A 25,950-nucleotide genomic window follows, 5' to 3' on the forward strand; every position below is an offset into this window, starting at 1 on the left:
AGCGATGAGTGATCTTCAGGCCGGCATCGACGAGATCGTCGCCGCCGGGCGCAGCAAGCCGACCCTGAGCCGAGATCCGGTGAACCAGCCCATGATTCACCACTGGACCGATGCGATCGGCGACAAGAACCCGATCTACGTCGACGAGGAGGCCGCCAAAGCTGCCGGGCACCCCGGCATCGTGGCGCCGCCGGCCATGATCCAGGTCTGGACCATGATGGGCCTGGGCCGCACCCGGTCCGACGACGATCCGCTGGCCCGGATCATGAAGTTGTTCGACGACGCCGGGTACGTCGGCGTCGTCGCCACCAACTGCGACCAGACCTACCAGCGCTATCTGCAGCCGGGAGAGCGCGTCAGCATCAGCGCCGAGGTCACCGATGTGGTGGGCCCGAAGCAGACCGCGCTGGGCGAGGGCTACTTCGTCAACCAGAAGATCCGCTGGCATGTCGGTGACGAGGAAGTCGCCGACATGGACTGGCGCATCATGAAGTTCCTGCCCGCCAACAAGCAGGGCAAGGACGCTGCCGAAACCGGTTCGATCCCAGCAGATCTGGACCCGGACAAGCTGATGCGTCCATCGTCGTCGCGGGACACCCAGTTCTTCTGGGACGGCGTCAACGCTCACGAACTGCGGCTCCAGAAGCGGCCCGACGGCTCGCTGCAGCACCCGCCGGTGCCCGCAATCTGGCAGGACAAGGACGCCCCGATCGACTACGTCGTCTCGTCGGGCCAGGGCACCGTGTTCAGTTACGTCGTGCACCACGCACCGAAGGTGCCCGGCCGCAGCCTGCCGTTCATCATCGCGCTCGTCGAGCTGGAGGAGGGCGTGCGCATGCTCGGTGAGCTGCGCGGCGTCGAGCATGACGACGTGAAGATCGGAATGCCGGTCTCCGCCACGTTTATCGACTTCCCGGACAGCGACATCAGTCCGGCCTGGACCCTGTACGCATGGGAGGCCGCAAAGTGACCGCCACTGTCAGCACCACCGTGGGCACCAAGCTGCCCGAGCTCTCCATCTACGGTGACCCGACCTTCATCGTCTCGACGGCCATCGCCACCCGGGACTACCAGGACGTGCACCACGACCGGGACAAGGCACAGGCCAAGGGCTCCAAGGACATTTTCGTCAACATCCTGACCGACACCGGTCTGGTGGGGCGTTACGTCACCGACTGGGCCGGCCCGAACGCCATCATCAAGTCGATCAAGCTGCGCCTCGGTGTGCCGTGGTACGCCTACGACACCATCACCTTCCGCGGTGAGGTCACCGCTGTCGAAGGCGACCTGGTGACGCTGAAAGTGGTGGGCAGCAACAGTCTTGGCGATCACGTCATCGCCACGTCCACGCTCACGATGGGAGCCGCGCAGTGAGCATCTCCGGCAAGGCGGTCATCGCCGGTATCGGCGCCACCGACTTCTCCAAGAACTCCGGCCGCAGCGAACTGCGGCTGGCCGCCGAGGCGGTCACCGACGCCCTGAACGATGCGGGCTTGTCGCCCAAGGACGTCGACGGACTGGTGACCTTCACCATGGACTCCAACCTGGAGACCGCGGTGGCCCGCTCCACCGGTATCGGCGAGCTCAAGTTCTTCAGCCAGATCGGCTACGGCGGCGGTGCCGCGGCCGCGACTGTCCAGCAGGCCGTGCTGGCGGTGGCATCCGGTATCGCGGAAGTCGTTGTCGCATATCGGGCTTTCAACGAGCGTTCGGAGTTCCGCTTCGGCCAGGTGATGACGGGTCTGACGGTCAACGCCGACTCCCGCGGTGTCGAGTACAGCTGGTCCTACCCGCACGGGCTCAGCACCCCGGCCGCCTCGGTGGCCATGGTCGCGCAGCGCTACATGCACGAATACGGCGCTACCAGTGCCGATTTCGGCGCGGTGTCGGTGGCCGACCGCAAGCACGCGGCGACCAACCCGAAGGCGCACTTCTACGGCAAGCCGATCACCATCGAGGACCACCAGAACTCGCGGTGGATCGCCGAGCCGCTGCGCCTGCTGGACTGCTGCCAGGAGACCGACGGTGGCGTCGCGATCGTCGTCACCACGCCCGAGCGCGCCAAGGACCTCAAGCAGCGTCCGGTCGTCGTCGAGGCGGCGGCGCAGGCTGCCGGCGAGGACCAGTTCACCATGTACTCGTACTACCGCGACGAGCTCGGCCTGCCCGAGATGGGCCTGGTCGGCAAGCAGCTGTGGGGCCAGAGTGGCTTGACGCCCAATGACATTCAGACCGCGGTGATCTACGACCACTTCACCCCGTACACGCTGCTGCAGCTCGAAGAGCTCGGCTTCTGCGGCCGGGGCGAGGCCAAGGACTTCATCGCGGGTGGCGCGATCGAGCTCGGTGGCAAGCTGCCGATCAACACGCACGGCGGTCAGCTCGGTGAGGCGTACATCCACGGTATGAACGGCATCGCCGAGGGCGTCCGCCAGCTGCGCGGCACTTCGGTGAACCAGGTGCCCGATGTCGAGCACGTGCTCGTCACCGCAGGCACCGGCGTCCCGACGTCGGGCCTCATCCTGGGCTGAGTCCCCTTCACGAGCAGACACAAAACTGCCCCTCTTCTACGGAAGAGGGGCAGTTTTGTGTCTGGTCACGAATAGGTAGTCGGGTAGTCCTACTCATCCGGATCGGGGTCACTCGGCGCGATGATGTCACGATGACCGAACCGCAGCGGGCGATGGTTGCCCGGCTTTCCCAGGATGTCGCAGCGATGTCCCATCACTTGGCCTGGGTGTCGGCCTGCCTCACCGAACTCGATCGGTCGATGGCGCACCAGCAGCCGACGCCGCAGCCCGTCGCGTACGCCGCACCGCAGCAGTATTGGCAGCCGGCGCAGGCCGCGCCGGTCACGGCACCGGCGCCGCAGCCGGCACCTCAGCCGCAGCCGCCGACGGCGGTGCCGTACCCACAACCCCAGCCACAGCAGCCATCCCGGCCGCGGCCCGAGCGCTCGGAGGGCTGGATCGGCAAGGTGCTGGCCGCCGCTGGTGTCGCGGTGACGCTGATCGGCGTCGCCCTGCTTTTGGTACTGGCCGCGCAGGCCGGGCTGTTGCGGCCCGAGTTCCGTGTCGGCGCGGGGGCGGTGCTGGCCGCCGGTCTGGTGGTCGGGGCGATCCGGCTGAAGACGCGGCCCGGTGGGACGGTGGGAGCTGTTGCCCTGGCCGCCACCGGTATCGCCGCCGCGTACATCGACGTCGTCGCGGTCACGACGGTCTATGAATGGCTTTCTGCGCCAGTCGGTTTGGTCTTGGCGGCGGTGATCGGCGGCGGTGGTCTCACCCTGGCCCGGCGCTGGGACTCCCAGCAGCTCGCGCTGTTGGTGCTGGTGCCCTTGGCTGTGCTGGCGCCGGTGGTGGCCGACGGTGTCTCGCTGTTGCTGATCGGATTCATGCTGGCGCTGTCCGCGGCGTCGCTGCCGGTGCAAATCGGCAAGGACTGGGTCTGGATGTACGTGGCGCGGACCGTGGTCTGCACCTTCCCATTGCTGCTGGCGCTGGCCTCGGCCTCATTCGGCACCAACCGCAGTCCGGGACTCGCGGGCGCCTGCGCAGCCGCAGCCGTCCTGGCCGTCGCCGGCGCGCTGATCCTGTTGCCCAAGACCACCAACCGCACACTGCTGGCCCTGGCCACCGCGGGCGGTGCGCTGCCGGTGCTGTTCATCTCCGGGGTGGTCCGCCCGATGATCGCCGCGTCGATCATCGCCGCGGTGGCGGCCCTGTTCCTCGCGGTCGTGCTGGCCGGCAACCGGTTGCCCGGGCTCGCCGGTGTGGTGCAACGGATCTGGTCGGCGGTGTCGGCGGTGTGCGCGCTGGTCGCGGTGCTGGTGGCCTTCGACGGCAGGACCGGCGGCGCGGTGCTGCTCGCGATGTCCGTCGTGGTGGCCGTCGCAGGCCGTCGTGACGCGATCGCCCGCTGGGTGGCTGCCGGGTTCGGCGCCGTCGGCGGTGCCGTCTACCTCGGTTACTCTCCGCCCGAGTTGTTGTTCCGCGCGGTGGAACTGAGCACGCGCAGCGCGATTTCCACGATCATCTCCAGCGTCTTGGCCGTGGCTGCGGTGGTGGCAGTGGTGTGGTCGTGGGCCGGCAAGCGTGACGATGATGAAGTCCGGCTGATGTGGGCCGGCGCGGTCGTGGTCGCCGCCTACGCGTCCACCATGCTGACCGTCACCGCCGGCGTACTGATCGGCGGCGTGAAGGGCGGATTCTTCGCCGGCCACATGGTCGCGACGATCGGCTGGATCGCGGTGGCGGCAGCGCTGTTCGGGTACGCGGCGCGCCAACAGAAGGCGCAGCGGTCACTGCCGATCGGCGGCGGCTTGGCATTGGTGGCCGCGGCGATGGCCAAGCTCTTCCTGTTCGATCTCGGCACCCTGAACGGCATGTTCCGGGTGGCGGTGTTCATCGTCGTGGGCCTGGTGCTGCTGGCCATGGGGACCGGCTACGCCCGGCTGCTCGCCCGACAGGATCAGCCGAACCCGTAGGCAGCCCGCGCAAACGACCACACCGTCATTTTGCGTCGGGTAGGTGCCCGTAAGGGCGGTAGGCTCGAACGGACGCGGTATGTCTGGGGAAGGGGGCCGTGTCTATGGGGATTCAGCCGGACAGCAGTCCGTTCGGATCGCAGACGGTGACGGGGCCGGGGTGGCCCAACGTCAATGAGGAGCAGCTCGAAGAAGCGGCCGCGCACTATACGAAGCTGGCCACCAAGATCACCGGATCAGTGGTGCCGCAGCAGACCAGCCAGCTGATGAATCTCACCGGCCAGTGGATGGGCGCGGCTTCTGCGGCGGCGGCAGGTGAGGCCGGCACCATCATCGGCGGTCACGAGGCCAACGGCGCGCAGGCGGCGGCCATCGCCGCCAAGCTGCAGTCCATGGTGGCCGCGGTCATCAAGACCAAGAACCTGGTCAACGCCACCGCAGAGGAAGTCCAGGCGGAGTGCATGGCCCTGTCAGCGGCGCCGTTCCCGAACGTGCAGGAGCTGATCCAGAGCCGGATCAAGATGGGCCTGTCCCAGAACATCGCCGCCGTGACGGCCAGCGCCACCGAGGTGGCCAACTTCGTCGGCGCACCCCCGAGCATCCCGACGCCCGGCGTGCCGCCGCAGGTCGCGGAGACAGCGCAGAAGACCGCGGAGTCGGCGTCCAAGGGTGGCGACCAGATGGGCCAGATGATGGGCCAGATGATGCAGATGGCCGGACAGCTCCCGCAGATGCTCGGGCAGCTGCCGCAGCAGGCCATGCAGCCGCTGCAACAACTTTCGCAGCCGCTGCAGCAGTTGACTTCCCTGTTCTCCGGCGGTGGCCAAGGCAAGGCCGGACTCGGCGCCTCGCCGTTCGGCGCGTTCTCGAACCACCCGTTGGCCGGCGGTTCCGGTGCGGCGACCGGCGCCGGCTTGATGAAGGGCGGCATGCCCGGCGGCGGTGGCGGCGGTGTCGGCGCGGCCTCCGTGCAGACGCCGCTGCTCGCCAAGATGGTCGGTCCCGGTGCTGGCGGACCCGGAGTCATGCCCGCGGGCGTGGCAGGCGGCATGGGTGCCGGGGGCCTGGCCCCGGTCGCAGCCGCCGCTGGTGCCGGCGGCGCGATGGGTGCCATGGGCGGCATGGGGCACCGCGAAGGTGGTGGTGGCGGCGGTCGGATCAACCAGCTGGCCGTGCCAGAAGCGCTGGACCATGGCTCATATGACGAAGACGTCGACGACGACTGGTGATTAGGGGGGATATCTGATGGGTTCACCGTTGCAGACACCGGACAACATCAGCTGGAATGCGGCGTCCGTCGAGCTGCCTGACATGCCGATGATCCAGCCCGGCGAGGACGCCATGAGCGCGACCATCGCTGCCGTGCTGCCGGCCATGGCCGCTGACATGACCGCCAACGTGGCCTCGTTGCAGGCCAAGGAGGGCATGTTCTCCGGCAAGGTCGACGCCGCCCAATCGGCATACGACAAGGGCGACAGTCAGGGCGGACAGGGCGTCGGTCAGCTGGGTCAGATGCTCGGCCAGCTCGGTCAGATGGGTCAGCAGGCGGGTCAGATGGCCGGCCAGGGCGGCGGCATGGGACAGATGGGCCAGCAGGCCGGTCAGTTCGGCCAGATGATCCAGCAGGCCATGGGCAAGGGCGGCGGCAAGGAAGGCGGCATGCCGGGCGGGGAACCCTCGGAAGGTCAGCCCGGTGGCCCGGCCGGCGGCGGCGCACCGATGTCCCCGGAACAGCGTCAAGCGCAGCAGGACGCCCGGGAGAACCAGCAGAACGACCGGCAATCCCAGCAGGACAACCGGCAACAGCAGCAGGACAACCGGCAGTCGCAGCAGGATCGGCGCGAGGCCCAGCAGGATGCCCGCGAATCCCGTCGGCACACGTCCGCTCCGGTCCAGCCGCCGGCGGCCGGCCCCAGCGCGGGCACGTCCAACCCGGGACCCGCGCCGATCGCCCCGGTGGCTCCGCCGCCGCAGCGTGGCGGTGACGTCAGCCGTCAGATGTAGTTACGCCAAACAACAAGCCAGACAAAGAAATTGGGGCCAGTCGCGATGATCGCGACTGGCCCCAATTCGATGTTCGACCGTTAGGACGCCGGTGCCGGGGTCGGGATGACCGGGGCAGCAGCCGGAGCGGCCTGCTGGTTGCCGGCCGGGGCGGCGGTGCCCTGACCCGCGCTGGACGCGGGCTGGCCGGCGATGGCCTGGCTCGGAGCCGGGGCCGGAGCCGGGGTCAGCGGAGCCTGCGAAACGGCGCCACCGGCAGTGGCAGCGGTGCCCGGGCCGCTTTCGGCGGCGGTGGGAACCGGAGCAGCTTCCGGAGCCTGGCCCGCGACCGGAGCCGTGGCCGGGGTGCCCGCCGGAACCTGGGCGCCGGCCGGGGCCGGAGCGTCAGCCGCCGGGGTGCCCGCCGGAGCCGGGGCAACCGCCGGGGTGCCGGCCGGAGCCGGGGTGCCAGCGGGAACCGGGGTACCGGCAGGAACCGGGGTACCGGCAGGAACCGGGGTACCGGCAGGAACCGGGGTACCGGCCGGGGTGGCAGCAGGGGTCTCACCGTTCGGCGTCGCCGCCGGAACCGCACCGGTGGTGGTGCCGGCCGTGGGCTGCGCACCCGTGGCGGCGGGAACAGTGCCCGCCGGGGTGGCGCCGGGCACGGCGCTGCCGAGGCCGGCGGGAGCAGCTGCCGGGGTGGCAGCGGGAGCGGCGGTGGGCGCAGCAGCCGGAGTCGCGGCGGTGACCGGGGTGGCGCCACGGGCCGGTGCGGTGCCCGGAGCGGCAGCAGCGGGGGCTTCAGTGCCCTGCCACTTGATCACTTCGCGGTCGCCGTCGGTGTACACGACGCTGGTCGGAGCAGCGCCCGTCACGTCGAAGTAGATCTTGCCCTTGGATTCCTGACCTTCGGAGAGTCCGGCGGGGTTGATGCCCTGCGGGGAGGCAACGCCCCACAGCACGCGGTAGTTGTCACCGCTTGCGGTGCGGGCGTTCAGGTTCGGCACGAACGGCTGCGAGTTGCCGCGCTCAGCCGTGTACTCCGCCGTCGCTTCCCACAGGGTGCCGTTGAGGTGCTCCGACAGGACATCGGTGCTGGGCTTGAGGTTGCTGATCTCCCATTCCCCGACGGTGTTTCCGTTGACGAGCTTGCCGTCCGCGCCGAATGCCACAGTGGTGGGGGCGGGCGCGACACCTGCGGGCTGAGTGGAGTCTGCCAGCGCGAACGGTGTGGCGATCAGGCCGAATGCGGCGGCTGCGCCGACAGCGATGGTGATCTTGCGGGTATTCATGGTGATGTGGCTCCTCTGTCTCCAAGTCGTCCGACGGGCGGCTTCCCCCACGGAAGTTGAGTCTCGTGTAGTCGGATAAATACTGACTACTACGCAAGCTAGCAGGTTAAGCGTCAGCTGTGGATGCAGGCAGACGCCGCAGCGGTGACCCGGCCGCTGCCCCTAGTTTGCCGGAATCGGCCGCCGTTTGGGCGCCAAAGGTTGGCCTGCAAGGTTTCACCCGGAATCACGGTGCCCGCGAAGCGCGCGCCGTAGGACCGGACCCGGCCGGCGTCGCCGTCGAGCACGTTGTCGACGATGGCCTTGCAGCCGATGCCGTAGGTGCACAGGCCGTGCAGGATCGGGCGGTCGAAGCCGGCGGCCTTGGCGAACGCCGGGTCCGAGTGCAGCGGGTTACGGTCGCCGCACAGCCGGTACAGCAGCGCCTGCTGCGGCAGCGTGGGCAGGGAGATCTGCAGGTCCGGTGCCCGGTCGGGCTCGGTCGCCGAGGTCGACGGACCCCGGTCGCCACCGAAACCGCCCTCGCCGCGGGCGAAGATGGACCGCTTCTGCTTCCACAGCGGAGCGCCGTCCAAGGTGGTCACCGTGGTCTCCGACCAGATGACCGCCGCCTTGCCCTTGTCCCAGATCTCGGTGAACCGGGTGACGGCGCGGCCCGTGCCCGACGGCGGGATCGGAGCGTCGGTGTAGATCGCCTCGCTGGCATGCAGCACCCGGCTCAGCTCGATGTCGATGCCCGGGAACTTGACCGACGGCGCCTTGGTCTCGTGGAAGCTCTGCGCCACGTTGCCGAACGTCGGCAGGACCTGCGGCTTGTCGTCGATCAGGTAGCGCAGCTCGCGCTCGCTCATGGGATCGGCGCCGGCGCCCAGGCCCAGGTGGTACAGCTGCACATCGCTGCTGCTCCACGAGAATTCGACGGGTGCGAGTTCGGCTCCGATGGCCTCATCGAGATTGATCGGCATGTCAGTCCTTTCCTGCCACGTGCAGTGCCGCGAGGTATCCGAAGGTCATGGCGGGGCCGATGGTCCCACCGGGGCCGGGGTAGGTGTGGCCCATCACCGGTCCGCTGGCGTTGCCCGACGCGTACAGCCCCTCGATCACCGAGCCGTCCTCACGCAGTGCGCGGCCGTGGATGTCGGTGACGATGCCGCCCTTGGTACCCAGGTCGCCGGGCACCATCTTGGCCGCGTAGAACGGGCCGTGCTTGATCTCGCCCAGGTTCGGGTTCGGCTTGTTGGTGGGGTCGCCGTAGTAGCGGTCGTAGGCGCTGTTGCCACGGCCGAAGTCCTCGTCGACGCCGCCGCGGGCGAAGCCGTTGAACCGCTCGATGGTGGCCTTGAGCTCGTCGACGGGCAGGTTGGTGAGCTCTGCCAACTCTTCGATGGTGTCGGCCTTGACGACGACACCGGCCTCGGTCCACTTCTTCGGAATGCGTTGTCCCGGCTGCAGACCCGCGAAGATATAGCGGTTGCGGTACTGCTGGTCGAAGAGCAGCCAGGCCGGCACGTTCTCGCCCGGGCCCTCGCCCTGGCCGTACTGGCCGCCGTACATGTGGTGGCAGGCCTCGACATACGGCATGGACTCGTTCATGAACCGCTTGCCGTTCAGGTTCACGATGATCGAGCCGGGGGAGTTGCGCTCCGACAGGGCGAACCACGGGTTGTCGGGCAGCGGCACTGTCGGGCCCCACCACGCGTCTTCCATGATTTCCAGTGCCGCACCGAGCTTTTCGGCGGCCAGGATGCCGTCGCCGGTGTTGGCCTTGGCGCCAACGGTCCAGTCGGTGGTGATCGGCTGACGCTGGTACTTGGTGCGCATCTCCTGGTTCTTCTCGAAGCCACCGCTGCCCAGGATGACCGCCTTGCGGGCCCGGATCAGTTGCGGTTCAGCGCTTTCCGGCGCATTCGTGTCACGGACATAGATGCCCGCAACCCGGCCGTCCTCGTAGTAGAGGTCGGTCAGCGCGGTGTTGAGTTCGACGGGGACGCCGGCCTTCTGCAGGCCGATGCGCAGCGGCGCGATCAGGGCGCGGCCCATGCCCACCAGGTTCTTGCCCGTGATGCCGGCGAAGGTGGCGCGGATGCCGACCTTCAGGCTGCGCAGCACGCCGCGCGGGTGGCGCTTGAGCTGGTTGAGCCGGACGTAATCCTGTTGCATCACAACCATGTTCAGCGGCACCTTGCCGTATGCCGGCTCCAGGCCCTTCTCGTCAACCCCGAGCTTCTTGGCGTTGAACGGCTTGGGCTCGACGGACCGTCCGCCGGCGCGGCCGCCCTCGGTCTCCGGGTAGTAATCGGAGTAGTTGGGCACCCAGCACAGCTTCAGTGGCGAGTTCTTGAGCACGAACGACAGCATCTCGGGGCCGCGCTGCAGATAGGTGTCGATCTTCTCTGCGGGCACCACGTCGCCGACGATCTTGTGCAGGTAGGTGCGGGCCGCTTCTGGGGTGTCCTTGACCCCCGCACGCTGCAGAATCTCATTGTTCGGGATCCAGACGCCGCCACCTGACCGCGCAGTGGAACCTCCATAGTGTGGGGCCTTTTCAACGACTACTGTCGAAAGGCCCTGATGGGCCGCGGTGAGGGCGGCGACCATACCGGCTGCACCGCTGCCGACGACGACAACGTCGTACTCCTGTCCAGTCATGTAGAACACGTTATAGAATTGCCCGGCCTGTGGACAACTGCGCCGGTCCATGAAGTTAGGGGAATTCACGAATGCTGTCCGACAACGTGCGTGCCGAGCTCGCCGCCTCGCTGGCTCAAGCTGAGCGCAGCCGGGTCGCGATGTCGCCGATGACCGACACGTACACCGACATCGACGTCGTCGACGCGTACGAGATTCAGCTGCTCAACATTCGTCAGCGTGTCGCAGAAGGTGCCCGCGTGGTGGGACACAAGGTTGGCCTGTCCAGCGAGGCCATGCAGAAAATGATGAATGTGGATGAACCCGATTACGGGCACCTCCTCGACGACATGCAGGTATTCGAGGACCAGCCCGTGCTGACCTCGAAGTACCTGTTGCCGCGGGTCGAGGTCGAGGTCGGGTTCGTACTGGCCGACGATCTGCCCGGGGCCGGCTGCACCGAGGACGACGTGCTGGCCGCCACCGCTGCTTTCGCCCCGGCCATCGAGCTGATCGACACCCGCATCACCAACTGGCAGGTCAAGTTGTGCGACACCATCGCCGACAACGCGTCCTCGGCCGGCTGGGTGCTGGGTAAGGAGCGGGTGTCCCCGAAGGACGTGGATATCACAGCCATTCCGGCCGTCCTGCGGTGCAACGGCGAGGTGCTCGGCGAGGGCCGCAGCGACGCGGTGCTCGGCAACCCGGTCACCGCGGTGGCGTGGCTGGCCCGCAAGGTCGACCAGTTCGGCGTGCGCCTGAAGGCCGGTGACGTGGTGCTGCCCGGCGCCTGCATGCGGGCGTTCGATGCCAAGCCGGGCGACGACTTCGTCGCCGAATTCGCCGGATTGGGTTCCGTCCACCTGTCTTTCGCCTAATACCCAAAGTTTCAAAAGAGGAGTGAGCATGCCGTCAAAAGCGAGCGTCGCGATCGTCGGCTCGGGAAACATCAGTACTGACCTGCTGTACAAGCTGCTGCGGTCGGACTGGCTCGAGCCGCGCTGGATGATCGGTATCGACCCGGAGAGCGAGGGTCTGGCCCGCGCCCGCAAGCTCGGGCTGGAGACCAGTGCCGAAGGGGCGGACTGGCTGCTGGCCCAGAGCGAGAAGCCGGACTTCATCTTCGAGGCCACCAGCGCCTACGTGCACAAGGCGTACGCGCCGCGGTACGAGGAAGCCGGCATCCGGGCCATCGACCTGACCCCGGCCGCCGTCGGCCCGGGCGTGATCCCGCCGGCCAACCTGCGGGCGCACCTGGATTCGATGAACGTCAACATGGTCACCTGCGGCGGCCAGGCCACCATCCCGATGGTCTACGCGGTGGCCCGTGCCGTCGAGGCACAGGGCGGCGTGCCCTACGCCGAGATCGTGGCGTCGGTGTCGTCGGCTTCGGCAGGCCCCGGCACCAGGGCCAACATCGATGAGTTCACCAAGACCACCAGCGCCGGTGTGCGCAACATCGGTGGGGCTCGTGACGGCAAGGCCATCATCATCCTGAACCCGGCCGATCCGCCAATGATCATGCGCGACACCATCTTCTGCGCCATCCCCGAAGATGCGGACCACGCCGCCATCACCCAGTCGGTCAAGGACGTGGTCGCCGACGTGCAGACCTACGTACCGGGCTACCGGCTGCTCAACGAGCCGCAGTTCGACGAGCCGTCGGTGGTCAACGGCGGCCAGCACGTCGTCAGCATCTTCGTCGAGGTGGAGGGTGCCGGCGACTACCTGCCGACCTACGCTGGAAATCTGGACATCATGACCGCCGCGGCCACCAAGGTGGGCGAAGAGATTGCCAAGGAAATCGTGGGAGCGAACGCATGAGCACCGCACTTGAACCCGGAGACATCTTCTTCGACGCCGCGTGGGACGTCCGGATGACGGACACCTCGCTGCGTGACGGCTCGCACCACAAACGCCACCAGTTCACCGGTGACGAGGTCCGCGCGATCGTCGGTGCGCTCGACAACGCCGGCGTTCCGGTCATCGAGGTCACGCACGGTGACGGGCTCGGTGGTTCGAGCTTCAACTACGGGTTCTCGAAGACCCCGGAGCAGGAACTCATCACCATCGCGGCCGAGACCGCGAAGACCGCCAAGATTGCCTTCCTGATGCTGCCGGGCGTCGGCACGAAGGAAGACATCCGCATCGCGCAGGGCAACGGCGGCTCGATCTGCCGCATCGCCACCCACTGCACCGAGGCCGACGTCGCGATCCAGCACTTCGGCTTCGCCCGCGAGCTCGGTCTCGAGACCGTCGGCTTCCTGATGATGAGCCACACCATCTCCCCGGAGAAGCTGGCCGCGCAGGCCCGCATCATGGCCGACGCCGGCTGCCAGTGCATCTACGTGGTGGACTCCGCGGGCGCGCTGGTGCTCGAAGGTGTCGCCGACCGCGTGGCCGCACTGGTCGCCGAACTCGGCAACGACGCGCAGGTGGGTTTCCACGGACACGAGAATCTCGGTCTGGGCGTTGCCAATTCGGTCGAGGCCGTGCGTGCCGGGGCCAAGCAGATCGACGGCTCCTGCCGCCGGTTCGGCGCCGGTGCGGGTAATGCACCGGTTGAGGCGCTGGTCGGGGTGTTCGACAAGATCGGCGTCAAGACCGGCATCGACTTCTTCGACATCGCCGACGCGGCCGAAGAGGTCGTCGCCCCGGCGATGCCGGCCGAGTGCCTGCTGGACCGCAACGCACTGGTGATGGGGTACGCGGGCGTGTACTCCAGCTTCCTCAAGCACGCGGTGCGCCAGGGCGAGCGCTACGGCGTGCCCGCCCACGAGCTGCTGCTCCGCGTCGGCCAGCGCAAGCTGATCGGTGGCCAGGAGGACCAGCTGATCGACATCGCGCTCGAGATTCAGCGGGAGCGGGCCGAGGGCAAGGCCTGACCGACCGAGACACGAAAACGCCGGCCGTCCCGAAAGGGGCGGCCGGCGTTTTGCGTAGCCGGGTCAGCTGTTGACGGAGTCCGCCGCGGTCTCGCAGCGTGCGACCAGCTCGGCCAGCGCCGCCGGCAGACGGTCGGCGATGCCGTGCGGATCCTCGACCTGGTCGGTGCAGGTGAGCACGCAGATCTGCATGCCGCCTTGGTAGCTCCAGCCGGTGATGTTCATGCCCATCGGGAAGACCAGCGGGCCGGTCGAGATCAGCTTCTCGACCGGGGCGCCGCCGAAGTACAGCGTCTGCTGCGGGCCGCGCATGTTCGACGCGATCATGCTGAACATCGGACGCTTCTTGACCTGCGCCCCGATGGTCGGCAGCACCCGCGAGTAGACCTTGAACAGCGGCCAGTACTCCATCCAGTCGTGCTGCAGCCAGGCATCGCGCTCGCTCTGCACCTCGCGGGCGGTGGCGGTGTTCGCCGAGATTGCCGTCAACCGCTCCACCGGATCGGCGATGTTGGTGGCGAGCTCGACGTTCCAGCGGGCCACCTTGTTGCCCCAGCGGTCGCCGTCCTGCGGGCGCATCGACACCGGCACCACGGCGGTCATGGTGTCGTCGCCGACCGGGCCGCGCGAGGCCTGGTACTCGCGAAGGACGGTGCTGCACATGGCCAGGAAGACGTCGTTGACGCTGACGCCGAACGCCTTCGTCACCCGCTTGATCTGGTCTATCTCGACGTTGACGAATGCGAATCCGCGGTTGGCGGTCAGCGGCTCGTTGAACGGCAGAGCCGGCGGGATGAAGGCCTCGGCATAGCCGGGCTTGCCCGACTTCTGCCGGTCCTGGATGGTGCGGGTGACCTTGGCCGTACGTGCCACGACCTTCGGGAATTTGGTCAGCGACTTGACCTGCTGCCGTGCCACCATCGGCAGCCATTCGGCAGCCGGCGGGCGGTGCTCGTCGGCCGCCGGGCGGGCCGACGGCTCGGGCAGCCGGTCGGCGGGGTCCTGGCTGTAGAACTGCTCGAGCAGGTTCAGCGACGCCATGCCGTCGGCGACGGCGTGGTGGATTTTGAGCACGAGGGCGACGCGGCCGTCGGCCAGGCCGTCGATGTACCACATCTGCCACGCCGGGCGGTCCCGCTCGAGGGGCTCTTCGAAGAGTTTCGCGATCTCCGCGCCCAGCTCTCGGTCGGTGCCGGGAGCGGCGGCGGTGGCGCGCTTCATGTGGTAGTTCAAGTCGCCCCGGGGGCGGGTGACCCACCACGGCCGGCCGGCACCGAACCGCGGCGACATCAGCTGCCACTGCAGGGGCTCGACGCGGTCGACGAGGCCGGGCAGTGCCGCCCGGACAGCTTCGAAGGTGATGGGTTCATGGCCCTGTGCCGGATCGAGCACGACGGCCTTGATGGTGTGCTGCGGCTGGACGGCACTTTCCCACGCCAGGAAGCTGTTGTCCTCGCCCGATAAACGTCGCATACATCACTATGAGGCCAAAAATGTGAGCCAGCGGACATGTTGTCTCGTTGATTGGGAACTACCTCTGAATTTCGGCTCGCACCCCGTTTAGCGTGCACACCATGAGCTGACTCGGCGTCGCGACGCGGAGCTGGAGGGGGCTTTGCCGGTCCGTGTCTGCACGCTTTTTGAATGGAGTAGGGATATGCAACTGAGGAACAGCCGAGTTCTGGTCACCGGTGCCAGCCGTGGTCTGGGCAAGAACATCGCGCAGGCGATGGCTCGCCGCGGCGCCGACGTCGCGCTGGTTGCCCGGAATGCTGACCAGCTCGAAGAGCTCGCCAAGGAGCTCGGCGGCAAGGCATATCCGACCGACCTGATGGACCCCGCAGCCGTCGAAGCGCTGATCGACCGGGTGGAGGCCGACGGTCCCATCGACGTCATCATCAACAACGCCGGTGTCGACCGGGTCGGCCGCTTCTACGAGGCGTCGTCGCAGGATGTGCGAGACCTGTTGCAGGTCAACCTGATTGCGCCGATGGAGCTGTGTCGTCAGGTGATGCCGCGGATGATCAAGCGGGGCCGTGGCCACATCGTCAACGTGTCCTCGATGGGCGCCATCTCGACCGGACCGGGCGTCACCCTGTACGGCGCCTCCAAGGCCGGGCTCAGTCATTTCACCGCCGGCATCCGCTCCGAGCTGCGCCAGAAGCCGGTCAACACCACGCTGGTGCAGATCGGTGAGGTCAAGACCGACATGATCGACCACATCCGGTCGTTCGGGCCGGCTCGCCGCACCATCGAGCGGTCGCTCAAGTTCCGGATGATCCCGCAGGAGCCGCTGGACGCCGACATGGTCGCCGAGGCCATCGCGAACGCGGTCGAGCACGAGAAGAAGCACGTCATCCTGCCCAAGCGCATCGCGGCGATGGCCTACCTCACGGAGACCCCGCGCCGGGTTTCCGAGCTGATGCTGACCGGTATCGACCAGGACAGCGACTAGCTATGGACCTGACCGGCAAGGTCGCGATCATCACGGGCGCGGCGCGCGGTCAGGGTGAGGCCGAGGCGCGGCTGTTCGCCGCCCGCGGCGCGAAGGTCGTCCTCACCGACGTCCTGGTCGAGGAGGGGGAGGCGGTCGCCGCGTCGATCGGCGACGCCGCCCGCTTCCAGCGACACGACGTCGGCAGCGAAAGTGATTGGCTGACAACGGTCGAGCTGGCGCTGAGCGAGTTCGGCCGGATCGACGCGCTGGTCAACAACGCGGCGATCTGCACCGTCGAACCCCTGATGGACCACACCGCGCAGTCGTGGGAGCGGCAGCTGCGCGTCAACCTGATCGGGCCGTTCCTCGGCACCCAGGCTGTCGTCGAGCCCATGCGCGCGAGCGGCGGCGGATCGATCATCAACATCTCGTCGCAGGCCGGGCTGCAGGGGCTGGCCGGGTACAGCGCCTACGGCGCCTCCAAGTGGGGCCTGCGCGGCTTCACCAAGGTCGCAGCAATCGAATTGGGCCCCATGGGAATTCGCGTCAACACCGTCTACCCCGGGATGATCGACACCCCGATGGTGGCGCACCTGCCGATCGAACGTGGCCTCGGCGGACACCCGGGCGCACCGCTGACCCGGGTCGGTGCCCCCGAGGAAGTAGCCGAGGTGGTGGCGTTCCTGGCGTCCGACGCGTCGTCGTACATGACGGGCGCGGATCTGGCGGTCGACGGCGGTGCGAGCGCGGGCCGAATCCCGGTCGTCCCGACGTAGCGAGCGACTTGTCAGACTTCCCCGGCAAGATGGGCGCATGGCCGAGGACGAATCAACGCTGGCGCCGGAGCGCCGACGGCGGGCCGGGTCGATGGAGCTGTTGCTCGTCGGCCTCGCCGGTCTGGCGCTGTCGGGTTCCTGGGTCAGCGGCCTGCTGACCGACCACGCCCGCCTGGCCACCGCGGCCACGGTGTTCTGCGGGGTTTTTGTGCAGGCCCTGCCGTTCCTGGTGCTGGGCGTCATCGTCAGTGGCCTGGTGGCTGCGTATCTCACCCCGGAACGGCTGGCCCGCCTGCTGCCGCGCCGGCCCGCGCTCGCCGTCGCGGTGGCCGGTGTCGGGGGTGCCGCGCTGCCGGGATGTGAATGCGGGTCGGTGCCCGTGGCGCGCCGGCTGTTCAGCGGCGAGACGGCCGGGGCCGCCCTGACCTTCATGTTGTCGGCGCCGGCGATCAACCCCGTGGTGCTGGTGGCGACAGCTGTTGCGTTTCCCGGCCAGCCGCAGATGGTGGTGGCCCGGTGTGTGGCGTCGCTGCTGACGGCGGTGGTGATGGGCCTGCTATGGCAGCGCTGGGGCCGCGCCGAATGGGTGACCCGCACACTGCCCACCCACCACGACGAGGGTGCGTCCCGATTCACCGTGTTCACCGAGGCGGCCCGGCACGACTTCCTGCAGTCCGCGGCCTATCTGGTGATCGGCGCCGGCGCGGCGGCCGTGCTGCGGGCGGCGGTGCCGCCGTGGGTGTTCGAGCATGTCGCCGGCAACCTGGCAGTCGGTGTGGTGACGATGGCGCTCTTGGCCGTGGTGCTGGCGCTGTGCTCCGAGGCCGACGCGTTCGTCGCGGCCAGTCTGACGATGGTCCCGCTGGTGCCGCGACTGGTGTTCCTGGTGGTCGGTCCGGCGGTGGACGTCAAGTTGTTCGCGATGCAGGCCGGCGTGTTCGGCCGGCCGTTCGCGGTGCGATTCGCACCCGTGACCCTGGTGGTGGCCGCGGCGTGCGCCACGGCCGTCGGGCTGCTGGTGCTCGGGGACGTGCGATGAGCCGGGAAACGCAGAACATCCTGGTGCTGCTGATCGGGCTGAGCACGGGGTTGATCGCAGTCAAGGGCACCTACCTGAATTTCGTGAAACCGGCGCTGTTCCCGTGGCTGCTGGTGGCCGCCGTCCTGCTGGTGGCGCTGGCTCTGGTGTGTCTGGTGCGGGACCTGCGCCACGGGCCGCCGGGCGGGCATCACCACCGGGGCCTGCTGGCGTGGCTGCTGCTCGTGCCGGTGGCATTGACTGCGTTCGTCGCCGTGCCGCCGATGAGCCCGGTCGGCGCCGAGACGGTCACCGCGGCGGTGGCCCCGCCGAAGCGGGCGTTTCCCCCGCTCCCGGCCGACGGCGCGGTATCGCTGCCGGAGGTGGTGCTGCGGGCCGCGGCCGACTCCACGAAAAGTCTTGAGGGACGGACCATCACCGTCACCGGATTCACGATGGGCGGCGATCTGGCCCGGGTCGTGATCGTGTGTTGCGCCGCCGACGCGCAATTGGCCCGCGTCCACCTGACCGGCGCCGTCGGTCCGCACCCGGATGACACCTGGCTGAAGGTGCAGGGCAAGGTGATACCCGGGACGTCCAGCCCGTCCACGAATTTCGTCCCGACCATGGAAGTGACCAGTGCCGACCCAATCCCCAAGCCCCGCAACACCTACGCGTACTGACGCACAGGCGCTACTCGAACAGCTCGCCGGTCCCGGCGCCGTGCTGCGTGACGACCAGTGGGTGGCCATCGAGGCACTGGTGGTTCAGGGCCGCCGGGCGCTGGTGGTGCAGCGCACCGGGTGGGGCAAGTCCGCGGTGTACTTCATCGCCGCCAAGCTGCTGCGGGCGGCCGGCCGCGGCCCGACGGTCATCGTCTCGCCACTGCTGGCGCTGATGCGCAACCAGGTGGCTGCTGCCGAACGAGCGGGCGTCCGCGCTGCCACGATCAACTCCAGTAACGTCACCGAATGGGACGAGGTGCACCAGCGAGTCTCCGCGGGCGACCTCGACGTCCTGCTCGTCAGCCCGGAGCGGTTGAACAATCCGGACTTTCGCGACACCGTGTTGCCGGCATTGGCCGCCGATGCCGGGCTGGTCGTGGTCGACGAGGCGCACTGCGTCTCCGACTGGGGCCACGACTTCCGGCCGGACTATCGGCGCATTCGCACTCTGATCGGTGAGTTGGGTTCGGGCATACCGGTTCTCGCCACCACCGCGACCGCCAACGACCGCGTGGTGCAGGACGTCGCCGCGCAGCTGGGCGTCGGCGGCGGCGACACCTTGGTGTTGCGCGGCGGGCTGGACCGGGAGTCGCTGCGGCTGTCGGTGGTGCACGCCGGGGGACCGGCGCAACGCGCGGCTTGGCTTGCGGCGCACCTTGATTCGCTGCCCGGCTCCGGCATCGTCTACACCTTGACGGTGTCGCAGGCGCATGACATCGCCGCGCTGCTGCGTGAGCAGGGGCATCCCGTCGCCTCCTACACCGGTTCCACCGACGCCGCCGAACGCGAACAGCTGGAAGCCGACCTGCTGAACAACCGGGTCAAGGCGCTCATCGCCACCTCGGCGCTCGGCATGGGGTTCGACAAACCGGACCTGGGCTTCGTCGTGCACCTGGGTGCCCCGTCGTCGCCCATCGCGTACTACCAGCAGGTGGGCCGTGCCGGCCGTGCCACCTCGAGCGCCGAGGTGATCCTGCTGCCGGGTAAGGAGGATGCCGACATCTGGCGGTACTTCGCCTCGGTCGCGTTCCCGTCGGAAGCCTTGGTGCGCAAGGTGATCGGCGAACTCGAGATGGACCGGGCGCTGTCGACCGCGGCGCTGGAACCGCTGGTGGACCTGAACCGGTCACGGCTCGAGATGGTGCTCAAGGTGCTCGACGTCGACGGTGCGGTGCGTCGCGTCAAGGGCGGCTGGATCAGTACCGGCGAACCGTGGTCGTACGACGAGGAGCGCTACCGGAATCTGGACGCCGCGCGGCAGCGTGAACAGCAGGCCATGCGGGATTACCAATCGACGACCGAGTGCCGGATGGTGTTCTTGCGCAGCCAACTCGACGATCCCGAACTCGACGGCCAAGGCTGCGGCCGCTGCGACAACTGCGCGGGTGCGCACTACACCGCGGACGTCGACGCCGGCGCCGCGTCGGCGGTACGGGACCAACTGATGCGACCCGGCGTCGAGCTCGCTACCCGAAAGCAGTGGCCGACAGGCCTGCGTTCCTTGGGAATTGAGTTGTCCGGACGGATTTCCGGCGGAGCCGAGCCGGGTCGGGTGATCGGGCGCCTGACCGACCTCGGCTGGGGTGCGAGGCTTCGGCAGCTGCTGGACGGGCCTGACGGCGAGGCGCCCGACGAGGTGGTACAGGCCGCGGTTGCGGTGCTGAAGGCCTGGAACTGGGATACCCGGCCGGTAGCGGTGATGGGCCTGGACTCCGACAGCCACCCGCAGTTGATCGGCTCGTTGGTGACCCGGCTGGCCGAACTCGGCCGGCTGCAGAACCTCGGCACGCTGCACTATCGGCCACAGCGGCGCCCGGTGACCGCGGCCAACTCGGCGTATCGGGTTGCGGCGCTGGTGGATTCGTGGGAGGTCCCCGACCTGGACGTCAGCGGTCCGGTGCTGCTGGTGGACGATCTCGTCGATACCGGCTGGACCCTGACCATGGCGACCCAGGTGCTGCGCGCCGCCGGGGCGCCCGCAGTGCTGCCGTTCGGGATCGCGTCCGTCAGCTGACGGGTCACTCAGCTCCGGCGCAGCCCCAGCTGGTCGATCGCCGCATCCACGCCACGCAGTTCGATATCGCTGCGGCGCATGGTGTCCCACTGTGCGCGGGTCATGGTGAATTCCAGCATGGTGTCGAAGACACCGCGCCGCGATTGCCGGGACGACCCGGTCTGCACATAGGGCAGCGACCGGGTGACACCGAGTGACGCCGCGTTGTCGTGCCACGCGGCGGTGCGGGCGACCTCGGCGTCGAATCCGGCGAAGATCAGCTGCAGCGCCGCGGCGCGCATTTCCCGACCCAACCCGCGGCCCTGGTGACGACGGCCCAGCCAGGAGCCGGTCGACACGGTCCGTCGGGCCGGGAAGCCGTCGGCCGTCACCGTGCACACGCCCACGGTGTCGTCGCCGACGATGACGGCCATCGGCACGTCCCAATGCTCTGTCGATACCTCGGCGCGGGTCTGTTGGAAGTACTGGACGGTGTTGCGCTCCAGTTCGGGGGAGACCGCGTCGGTCCACGGCACCGCGAACGGCATGGTGGCCGGATCGTGGATGCCCTCGTCGGCCAGGCGGGCGAGCTCGTCGGCCAGGCCATCGGTCACATGGCACAACCGCAGGACCGGAGTGATCACCTCCAGTTCCGCCAGCGGCCAGGACGAATACTGCATGCCCCAATAGCAACACAGCCGAGCTAATCCAGGAAAGCGAATATTTGCTGTACAGAGCCGCGCTGACCTGCAACTTTGAGCGCTTGTGTAACAGCAGTACCGCAGCGAGCGAAATACCCCCAGAGGCCGGGGAAGAAGGATGCGGCCAGAACCAAGGAGGATTCCATGACTCGTGCCGTTACCTTCGGCCGTTCCACCCTCGGCTTCATCGCCCTGGGCGCTGCCTGTGCAGCGCTCGTCGTGCCCCGCGCGTCGGCGGATCCGACGCCGGTGACGCCCACGCCGTCCACGACAGCCGCACCGACCACGTCTGCGACGGCTGCGCCGACCACCTCGGCCGCGTCCACCACATCCGCCACCGCGGCGCCGACGACGACCACGACGACCACCGTGGCGCCGGCCGCGACCGTCGCCGACTGCAGCACCGCGACGCTGGCCAAGACCATCAGTTCGGTCACCCTGCAGCTGTCGGACTACTTCGCCGCGCACCCGGATGCCGACAGCTCGCTGCTCGACGCCACCCGTCAACCGGCGTTCACCGCGATGAGCCAGTTCGACAACTACTTCAAGGAGCACCCGGACCAGGCCGACGCGCTGCGCGGCATCCAGGCTCCGCTGGCCGCCTTCAAGGATCGCTGCGGCCTGCAGGTCGCGCCGACCGACGCGCTCGCGGTGCTCAACGGCATCTAGCTCTCACTCGCCGAACGTGAGCGAATGTGTCAATCCACCAACGGATTTCGCACACAAGCTCACGTTCGGCCGGGCTGAGATCCGCCGAGCTGTGTCGTCAGCGTCGCGGCCGCGGCCACCAGCCCACGGGCGCGTTTACTGATCTCGGCATCGGTCAGCGCACGGCCGATCTGCAGTGACAGCACCATGACCTGACGCTGGTGATGGTCGAACACCGGCGCGGCGATGACGCTGATGTCGTGCTTGGATCGCCCGCCCGACTCACTGGGCAGGTACACGCGTTCGCCGATGTCGGAGACGAGTTCGCCCAGCAGGACCCGCAATTCGTCGGGCAGGTTGCTCGACATGCCGGCCATCATGGCGTACAGCCGCCGGCCACCGGGCGTCAGCCGCTCGACGAGGTAGCCCGATTCGCGGCACTCGGCAATCACCCGCTCCAGCCGCGCACTGTCGGTGCGCAGGGGGATCGTCGGGTCCTTGCCCAGCCAATCACGGACCGCACGCTCGTCCCACAGCACGAACATGAGGCCGACCGGCGGGGCGAACGGGTAGCTCTGCCCGACCTGTACCGGTTCCGGACTGCCCGGCGGCGCAACGAGTTCCAGCAGCGTGATGCGGTCGTCGATCACCGCCGACAGCGCCGCTGTGGCATTGAACGTCTCCGACAGCCGACGCAGTTCTGCCCGCGCGGCCGGGCTGATCCGCATGGACTCCTGAGCGGTATGGCCAAGGGTGATCAAACGCGGGCCCAGCCGGTAGGTCTTCTCGGCCGCGTCGCGCACCAGATAGCCGGCCTCGGCCAGCGTGGTGACGATGCCCAGACAGGTGGGCTTGCTGAGGTCGAGCCGGCGCGCCAATTCGGACAGCCCGAATTGTTCCTGGGGATGACGGGCCAGGAAGTCCAGCACCGCCACGACGCGGGCGGTGGGCGGCGACGCGCGGCCGATGTCAGTCATGGCAAGGAATGTACGACACCGGTCCAAATATGGACCGGTGTCAGGGAGTTTGGTCGGCCTGTTGACCTGCGCGGCATTGACGACAACTGCAACGCGTTCTACTCTTCATTCGGAATATCTACCGATACGTTCCAATATTGGAACGGAAGGGTGCTACCGAATGTTTACGCAGTCGTTCATCGACGCCGTCGCCGAGGCGGAGCGCCTCGTCGCCGCCGCGCTGTTCATCGAAACCGAGGCCGACCTGCTCGAAGGCCTGCAGTACCTCGCCGGCTGTATCGCGTCGTGCACGCACGTCGCGTTCGACTTCGACAAGGACCATCCGTTCCTGCACAGCGGCACGGGCCCCTTCGAGAAGATGGGCCTCGACAACCCCGACACCATGTACTTCGGCACCCGCGTGCAGCCCGGACATGAATACGTCGTCACCGGGCGTCGCGGCACCACCACCGACGTCAGCTTCCAGCTGCTCGGCGGCGAGTACACCGACGCCAACGTGCCGGACAGCGAGACGGCGTTCGACGACCGCAAGCTCGACATCGCCGCCGACGGCACGTTCGAGTGGCGGTTCACGCCGGCCACCCCGGCGCAGCTGGTGATCCGCGAGGTCTACAACGACTGGTCGGCGCAGCGCGGTTCGTTCGCCATCTCCCGGACCGACACCGCGGGGACCGCGCCGGACCCGTTGACCCGTGAGCTGATCGAGAAGCGGTACGCCGTCGCCGGTAAGCAACTGGTGCAGCGGGTCAAGACCTGGCTGCAGTTCCCGAAGTGGTTCTACGACAACCTGCCGGTCAACACCCTGACCGCGCCGCGACTGACCCCGGGTGGACTTGCGACGCAGTACTCGGCTGTCGGGCACTACGACATGACACCCGACCAGGCGATGGTCATCACGCTTCCGGTGACGGACGCGCCGTACCTGGGCTTCCAGCTGGGCAGCCTCTGGTACATCTCGCTGGATTACATCAATCACCAGACGTCGCTGAACGGCACTCAGGCGCAGGCGGATCCGGACGGCAAGATCCGGATCGTGGTGTCCGAGAACAATCCCGGCGTGACCAACTGGTGCGAGACGCTGGGCCACGCCAAGGGCTACCTGCAGTTCCGCTGGCAGCGGGTGTCCCGCGAGCTGACGGCCGAGGACGGCCCGACGTGCGAGGTCGTCACCCTGGATGAGGTGGCGTCGAAGCTGCCCTTCTACGAGAGCAACAAGATTTCCGACGAAGATTGGCGCGCGCGGATTGCGCTGCGGCAGAAGCTTATTGGCGAGAGGATGGTGGGCTGACCGTGAGCGGACTGCTCGATGGCAAGGTAGTGGTGATCAGCGGTGTCGGGCCCGGGCTCGGGACGACGCTGGCCCGCCGATGTGCGGAGAACGGTGCCGACCTCGTGTTGGCCGCCCGCACCGTGGAGCGGCTGGAGCTCGTCGCCAAGCAGGTGACGGCGCTGGGTCGTCGCGCACTGGTTGTGGGCACCGACATCACCGACGACGAGCAGGTCGCCAACGTGGTGGCTCGCACCGAGGAGGAGTTCGGCAAGGCAGACGTGTTGATCAACAACGCGTTCCGGGTGCCGTCCATGAAGCCATTCGCCAACACCACGTTCGAGCACATGCGGGATGCGATCGAGCTGACGGTGTTCGGTGCGCTGCGCATGACCCAGGGCTTCACCCCGGCGCTGGAAGCTGCCAAAGGCTCTGTGGTGAACGTGAACTCGATGGTCGTCCGGCATTCGCAGGCCAAGTACGGCGCCTACAAGATGGCGAAGTCGGCGCTGCTGGCCATGTCCCAGACCCTCTCGACCGAGCTGGGCGAGAAGGGCATCCGGGTCAACTCGGTGCTGCCCGGCTACATCTGGGGCGAGACCCTGGAGGGCTACTTCGGCCACCAGGCGCAGAAGTACGGCACCACCGTCGAGCAGATCTACGCTGCATCGGCCGCCGGCTCCGATCTCAAGCGGCTGCCGACCGAGGACGAGGTGGCCTCTGCCATCCTGTTCATGGCCAGCGACCTGTCCAGCGGCATCACCGGCCAGGCGCTGGATGTGAACTGCGGGGAGTACAAGGCATGACACGCACCAATGTGGGCACCATCGAGGACCTGCACGCCTCGGCCGTGAAGGCCTGTGGGCTGGAGGATTTCGGCGGCGACGACGACAACTACCTGGAAGCCCTTGGCGTGCTGCTGGATGCCTACCAGTGCGAAGCCGACCTGACCGAGCTCGGCAGCAAGATGCAGCGGTTCTTCACCCGCAACGCCCTGGTGGCGCGGCTGGTGTCCAACGCCGCGTTCAAGCAGTACCCGCAGCACGCCGATGTGCCGATCGAACGGCCCATCTTCGTCACGGGCCTGCCGCGCACCGGCACCACGGTGATCCACCGGCTGCTGACCGCGGACCCGGCCCACCAGGGCCTGGAGATGTGGCTGGCCGAGTTCCCGCAGCCGCGGCCGCCGCGTGAAACCTGGTCGGAAAACCCGGTTTTCAGTGCGCTGGATGCCCGATTCAAGCAAGCGCACGAGGAGAACCCGGACTACACCGGGTTGCATTTCATGACCGCTGACGAGGTCGAGGAATGCTGGCAGCTGCTGCGGCAGTCGTTGCATTCGGTGTCGTACGAGACGCTGGCGCACGTCCCGTCGTACGCCCAGTGGCTGGCCCGTCAGGACTGGACCAAGTCCTACCAGCGGCACCGCCAGAATCTGCAGTTGATCGGACTCAATGAGCCCGAGAAGCGTTGGGTGCTCAAGAATCCCAGCCACTTGTTCGCCCTCGAGGCGCTGTTCAAGGTGTACCCCGACGCGCTCGTCGTGCAGTGCCACCGGCCGGCGGAGACCATCCTGGCGTCCATGTGCTCGCTGTCGCAGCACACCACGGCCGGCTGGTCGAACTCCTTCACCGGCAAGGTGATCGGCGACGACGCGCTCGAAACCTGGTCGCGCGGACTGGAACTGTTCGACGCCGAGCGGGCCAAGCATGATCCCAAACAGTTCTGCGACGTCGACTACTTCGAGTTCATCAAGGACCCGGTCGGCGCCGTCGAAGGCATCTACCGCACCTTCGATCTGGAGTTCACCGACGCCGCGCGGCAGGCGATGGTCGACAGCCACGCCCAGAGCCAGCAGGGCCCGCGGGCGCCGAAGCACACCTACTCGCTGTCCGACTACGGGCTGACCGAGGAGCAGGTCAAGGAGCGCTTCGTCAACCTGTAGTGGCCGACCAGTCGTGAAAACCCCCTAAATCGCTTGATTGAAGTGGTCCCCGAAAGTTGGACTCTGACTTTGGGAGCTTAGGACTTAAGGGCCTGGGCCCGGTATTGGACCGGGCTCAGGCCCTTGAGTTTTGTCGAGATGCGTTCGGTGTTGTACCAGCGGATGTAGCCCTCGAGCGCGGTGGTG

Annotated in this window: 25 protein-coding genes; 18 read left to right on the plus strand and 7 right to left on the minus strand. The window is 67.9% G+C overall.

The window, feature by feature from the left end; genetic code table 11:
* The first annotated feature begins 4 nt into the window (after positions 1-4).
* From AC1U2B_RS26205 to AC1U2B_RS26230, 6 genes are all read left to right on the plus strand, one after another.
* Positions 5-970, plus strand: coding sequence for a bifunctional MaoC family dehydratase N-terminal/OB-fold nucleic acid binding domain-containing protein (locus tag AC1U2B_RS26205; RefSeq protein ID WP_480219083.1), 966 nt, complete (start codon positions 5-7; stop codon positions 968-970).
* Positions 952-1,374: a MaoC family dehydratase gene (locus tag AC1U2B_RS26210; RefSeq protein ID WP_480219084.1), complete on the plus strand. Its 423-nt coding sequence runs from the start codon at positions 952-954 to the stop codon at positions 1,372-1,374. The genes AC1U2B_RS26205 and AC1U2B_RS26210 overlap by 19 nt, the downstream gene beginning before the upstream one ends.
* Positions 1,375-1,376: 2 nt before the next feature.
* Positions 1,377-2,531, plus strand: a complete 1,155-nt coding sequence (locus AC1U2B_RS26215; RefSeq protein WP_192830173.1) for a 17-hydroxy-3-oxo-4-pregnene-20-carboxyl-CoA lyase — start codon at positions 1,377-1,379, stop codon at positions 2,529-2,531.
* 131 nt (positions 2,532-2,662) lie between these two features.
* Positions 2,663-4,486 (plus strand): DUF2339 domain-containing protein, encoded by a 1,824-nt coding sequence (locus AC1U2B_RS26220; RefSeq protein WP_480219085.1) that lies wholly within the window; start codon positions 2,663-2,665, stop codon positions 4,484-4,486.
* A gap of 104 nt (positions 4,487-4,590) precedes the next feature.
* A complete protein-coding gene (locus AC1U2B_RS26225; protein WP_260936484.1) occupies positions 4,591-5,715 on the plus strand; it encodes a hypothetical protein in 1,125 nt (374 codons plus the stop codon).
* A gap of 16 nt (positions 5,716-5,731) precedes the next feature.
* Positions 5,732-6,490 carry a hypothetical protein gene (locus AC1U2B_RS26230; RefSeq protein ID WP_480219086.1) on the plus strand — a complete coding sequence of 253 codons (759 nt, stop codon included), beginning with the start codon at positions 5,732-5,734 and terminating at the stop codon, positions 6,488-6,490.
* Between the two features lie 80 nt (positions 6,491-6,570).
* On the opposite strand, the gene AC1U2B_RS26235 is transcribed toward AC1U2B_RS26230, so the two are convergent.
* From AC1U2B_RS26235 to kstD, 3 genes are all read right to left on the minus strand, one after another.
* A complete protein-coding gene (locus AC1U2B_RS26235) occupies positions 6,571-7,764 on the minus strand; it encodes a DUF1942 domain-containing protein (RefSeq protein WP_480219087.1) in 1,194 nt (397 codons plus the stop codon).
* A 113-nt stretch (positions 7,765-7,877) separates the two neighbouring features.
* Positions 7,878-8,729 carry an enoyl-CoA hydratase ChsH3 gene (locus AC1U2B_RS26240; protein WP_480219088.1) on the minus strand — a complete coding sequence of 284 codons (852 nt, stop codon included), beginning with the start codon at positions 8,727-8,729 and terminating at the stop codon, positions 7,878-7,880.
* A 1-nt stretch (position 8,730) separates the two neighbouring features.
* A complete protein-coding gene (kstD, locus tag AC1U2B_RS26245; protein WP_480219089.1) occupies positions 8,731-10,413 on the minus strand; it encodes a 3-oxosteroid 1-dehydrogenase in 1,683 nt (560 codons plus the stop codon).
* A gap of 71 nt (positions 10,414-10,484) precedes the next feature.
* Here kstD and AC1U2B_RS26250 point away from each other — a divergent pair, with 71 nt between their 5' ends.
* The 3 genes from AC1U2B_RS26250 to dmpG are packed head-to-tail and all read left to right on the plus strand — an operon-like array spanning position 10,485 to position 13,277.
* Positions 10,485-11,270 (plus strand): 2-keto-4-pentenoate hydratase, encoded by a 786-nt coding sequence (locus tag AC1U2B_RS26250; RefSeq protein ID WP_043984583.1) that lies wholly within the window; start codon positions 10,485-10,487, stop codon positions 11,268-11,270.
* A gap of 28 nt (positions 11,271-11,298) precedes the next feature.
* Positions 11,299-12,216: an acetaldehyde dehydrogenase (acetylating) gene (locus AC1U2B_RS26255; protein ID WP_043398321.1), complete on the plus strand. Its 918-nt coding sequence runs from the start codon at positions 11,299-11,301 to the stop codon at positions 12,214-12,216.
* Positions 12,213-13,277, plus strand: a complete 1,065-nt coding sequence (dmpG, locus tag AC1U2B_RS26260; RefSeq protein WP_043984584.1) for a 4-hydroxy-2-oxovalerate aldolase — start codon at positions 12,213-12,215, stop codon at positions 13,275-13,277. The genes AC1U2B_RS26255 and dmpG overlap by 4 nt, the downstream gene beginning before the upstream one ends.
* A 63-nt stretch (positions 13,278-13,340) precedes the next feature.
* On the opposite strand, the gene AC1U2B_RS26265 is transcribed toward dmpG, so the two are convergent.
* Positions 13,341-14,750, minus strand: a complete 1,410-nt coding sequence (locus AC1U2B_RS26265; RefSeq protein WP_480219090.1) for a wax ester/triacylglycerol synthase family O-acyltransferase — start codon at positions 14,748-14,750, stop codon at positions 13,341-13,343.
* A 184-nt stretch (positions 14,751-14,934) separates the two neighbouring features.
* Here AC1U2B_RS26265 and AC1U2B_RS26270 point away from each other — a divergent pair, with 184 nt between their 5' ends.
* From AC1U2B_RS26270 to AC1U2B_RS26290, 5 genes are read left to right on the plus strand one after another with little or no spacing between them, the layout of a single operon-like run.
* Positions 14,935-15,732, plus strand: a complete 798-nt coding sequence (locus tag AC1U2B_RS26270; protein WP_480219091.1) for an SDR family NAD(P)-dependent oxidoreductase — start codon at positions 14,935-14,937, stop codon at positions 15,730-15,732.
* A gap of 2 nt (positions 15,733-15,734) precedes the next feature.
* Positions 15,735-16,490 carry a glucose 1-dehydrogenase gene (locus AC1U2B_RS26275; RefSeq protein WP_480219092.1) on the plus strand — a complete coding sequence of 252 codons (756 nt, stop codon included), beginning with the start codon at positions 15,735-15,737 and terminating at the stop codon, positions 16,488-16,490.
* Between the two features lie 37 nt (positions 16,491-16,527).
* Complete coding sequence (locus AC1U2B_RS26280) at positions 16,528-17,529, plus strand: permease (RefSeq protein WP_480219093.1); 1,002 nt, start codon at positions 16,528-16,530, stop codon at positions 17,527-17,529.
* The gene (locus tag AC1U2B_RS26285; RefSeq protein WP_480219094.1) at positions 17,526-18,191 is read left to right on the plus strand and encodes a TIGR03943 family putative permease subunit; all 666 of its coding nucleotides are present in this window, start codon (positions 17,526-17,528) and stop codon (positions 18,189-18,191) included. Before AC1U2B_RS26280 ends, AC1U2B_RS26285 begins: the two co-directional genes overlap by 4 nt.
* Positions 18,148-20,247 (plus strand): RecQ family ATP-dependent DNA helicase, encoded by a 2,100-nt coding sequence (locus tag AC1U2B_RS26290; protein ID WP_480219095.1) that lies wholly within the window; start codon positions 18,148-18,150, stop codon positions 20,245-20,247. Before AC1U2B_RS26285 ends, AC1U2B_RS26290 begins: the two co-directional genes overlap by 44 nt.
* An 8-nt stretch (positions 20,248-20,255) precedes the next feature.
* Here AC1U2B_RS26290 and AC1U2B_RS26295 read toward each other — a convergent pair whose 3' ends face one another.
* Complete coding sequence (locus tag AC1U2B_RS26295) at positions 20,256-20,906, minus strand: GNAT family N-acetyltransferase (RefSeq protein ID WP_480219096.1); 651 nt, start codon at positions 20,904-20,906, stop codon at positions 20,256-20,258.
* A 165-nt stretch (positions 20,907-21,071) separates the two neighbouring features.
* Here AC1U2B_RS26295 and AC1U2B_RS26300 point away from each other — a divergent pair, with 165 nt between their 5' ends.
* The gene (locus tag AC1U2B_RS26300; protein ID WP_480219097.1) at positions 21,072-21,596 is read left to right on the plus strand and encodes a hemophore-related protein; all 525 of its coding nucleotides are present in this window, start codon (positions 21,072-21,074) and stop codon (positions 21,594-21,596) included.
* Positions 21,597-21,655: 59 nt separating this feature from the next.
* Here the strand turns inward: AC1U2B_RS26300 and AC1U2B_RS26305 are convergent, their stop codons facing one another.
* Complete coding sequence (locus AC1U2B_RS26305) at positions 21,656-22,552, minus strand: IclR family transcriptional regulator (protein WP_480219098.1); 897 nt, start codon at positions 22,550-22,552, stop codon at positions 21,656-21,658.
* Positions 22,553-22,712: 160 nt separating this feature from the next.
* Here AC1U2B_RS26305 and AC1U2B_RS26310 point away from each other — a divergent pair, with 160 nt between their 5' ends.
* Genes AC1U2B_RS26310 through AC1U2B_RS26320 form a run of 3 tightly spaced genes read left to right on the plus strand, consistent with a single transcriptional unit; the run spans position 22,713 to position 25,764 of the window.
* Positions 22,713-23,840 (plus strand): hypothetical protein, encoded by a 1,128-nt coding sequence (locus AC1U2B_RS26310; protein ID WP_480219099.1) that lies wholly within the window; start codon positions 22,713-22,715, stop codon positions 23,838-23,840.
* 2 nt (positions 23,841-23,842) lie between these two features.
* On the plus strand, positions 23,843-24,625 hold the full coding sequence (locus AC1U2B_RS26315) for an SDR family oxidoreductase (protein ID WP_071285647.1): 783 nt from the start codon (positions 23,843-23,845) through the stop codon (positions 24,623-24,625).
* Positions 24,622-25,764: a sulfotransferase family protein gene (locus tag AC1U2B_RS26320; protein WP_480219100.1), complete on the plus strand. Its 1,143-nt coding sequence runs from the start codon at positions 24,622-24,624 to the stop codon at positions 25,762-25,764. Before AC1U2B_RS26315 ends, AC1U2B_RS26320 begins: the two co-directional genes overlap by 4 nt.
* A gap of 77 nt (positions 25,765-25,841) precedes the next feature.
* On the opposite strand, the gene AC1U2B_RS26325 is transcribed toward AC1U2B_RS26320, so the two are convergent.
* Positions 25,842-25,950: IS3 family transposase (locus tag AC1U2B_RS26325; RefSeq protein ID WP_480217911.1), on the minus strand; the 109-nt coding region annotated here is incomplete at its 5' end.

It is taken from the genome of Mycolicibacterium sp. P4_G11 (assembly GCF_056555145.1).

Excerpts from the sequence above, each read along its gene's own strand:
- kstD (WP_480219089.1), bottom strand. The coding sequence starts at position 10,413 with ATGACTGGACAGGAGTACGACGTTGTCGTCGTCGGCAGCGGTGCAGCC.
- AC1U2B_RS26255 (WP_043398321.1), top strand. The coding sequence starts at position 11,299 with ATGCCGTCAAAAGCGAGCGTCGCGATCGTCGGCTCGGGAAACATCAGT.
- AC1U2B_RS26280 (WP_480219093.1), top strand. The coding sequence starts at position 16,528 with ATGGCCGAGGACGAATCAACGCTGGCGCCGGAGCGCCGACGGCGGGCC.
- AC1U2B_RS26205 (WP_480219083.1), top strand. The coding sequence starts at position 5 with ATGAGTGATCTTCAGGCCGGCATCGACGAGATCGTCGCCGCCGGGCGC.
- AC1U2B_RS26225 (WP_260936484.1), top strand. The coding sequence starts at position 4,591 with ATGGGGATTCAGCCGGACAGCAGTCCGTTCGGATCGCAGACGGTGACG.
- AC1U2B_RS26210 (WP_480219084.1), top strand. The coding sequence starts at position 952 with ATGGGAGGCCGCAAAGTGACCGCCACTGTCAGCACCACCGTGGGCACC.
- AC1U2B_RS26285 (WP_480219094.1), top strand. The coding sequence starts at position 17,526 with ATGAGCCGGGAAACGCAGAACATCCTGGTGCTGCTGATCGGGCTGAGC.
- AC1U2B_RS26240 (WP_480219088.1), bottom strand. The coding sequence starts at position 8,729 with ATGCCGATCAATCTCGATGAGGCCATCGGAGCCGAACTCGCACCCGTC.
- AC1U2B_RS26220 (WP_480219085.1), top strand. The coding sequence starts at position 2,663 with ATGACCGAACCGCAGCGGGCGATGGTTGCCCGGCTTTCCCAGGATGTC.
- AC1U2B_RS26320 (WP_480219100.1), top strand. The coding sequence starts at position 24,622 with ATGACACGCACCAATGTGGGCACCATCGAGGACCTGCACGCCTCGGCC.
- dmpG (WP_043984584.1), top strand. The coding sequence starts at position 12,213 with ATGAGCACCGCACTTGAACCCGGAGACATCTTCTTCGACGCCGCGTGG.
- AC1U2B_RS26300 (WP_480219097.1), top strand. The coding sequence starts at position 21,072 with ATGACTCGTGCCGTTACCTTCGGCCGTTCCACCCTCGGCTTCATCGCC.
- AC1U2B_RS26305 (WP_480219098.1), bottom strand. The coding sequence starts at position 22,552 with ATGACTGACATCGGCCGCGCGTCGCCGCCCACCGCCCGCGTCGTGGCG.
- AC1U2B_RS26270 (WP_480219091.1), top strand. The coding sequence starts at position 14,935 with ATGCAACTGAGGAACAGCCGAGTTCTGGTCACCGGTGCCAGCCGTGGT.
- AC1U2B_RS26250 (WP_043984583.1), top strand. The coding sequence starts at position 10,485 with ATGCTGTCCGACAACGTGCGTGCCGAGCTCGCCGCCTCGCTGGCTCAA.
- AC1U2B_RS26265 (WP_480219090.1), bottom strand. The coding sequence starts at position 14,750 with ATGCGACGTTTATCGGGCGAGGACAACAGCTTCCTGGCGTGGGAAAGT.
- AC1U2B_RS26295 (WP_480219096.1), bottom strand. The coding sequence starts at position 20,906 with ATGCAGTATTCGTCCTGGCCGCTGGCGGAACTGGAGGTGATCACTCCG.
- AC1U2B_RS26275 (WP_480219092.1), top strand. The coding sequence starts at position 15,735 with ATGGACCTGACCGGCAAGGTCGCGATCATCACGGGCGCGGCGCGCGGT.
- AC1U2B_RS26235 (WP_480219087.1), bottom strand. The coding sequence starts at position 7,764 with ATGAATACCCGCAAGATCACCATCGCTGTCGGCGCAGCCGCCGCATTC.
- AC1U2B_RS26310 (WP_480219099.1), top strand. The coding sequence starts at position 22,713 with ATGTTTACGCAGTCGTTCATCGACGCCGTCGCCGAGGCGGAGCGCCTC.
- AC1U2B_RS26230 (WP_480219086.1), top strand. The coding sequence starts at position 5,732 with ATGGGTTCACCGTTGCAGACACCGGACAACATCAGCTGGAATGCGGCG.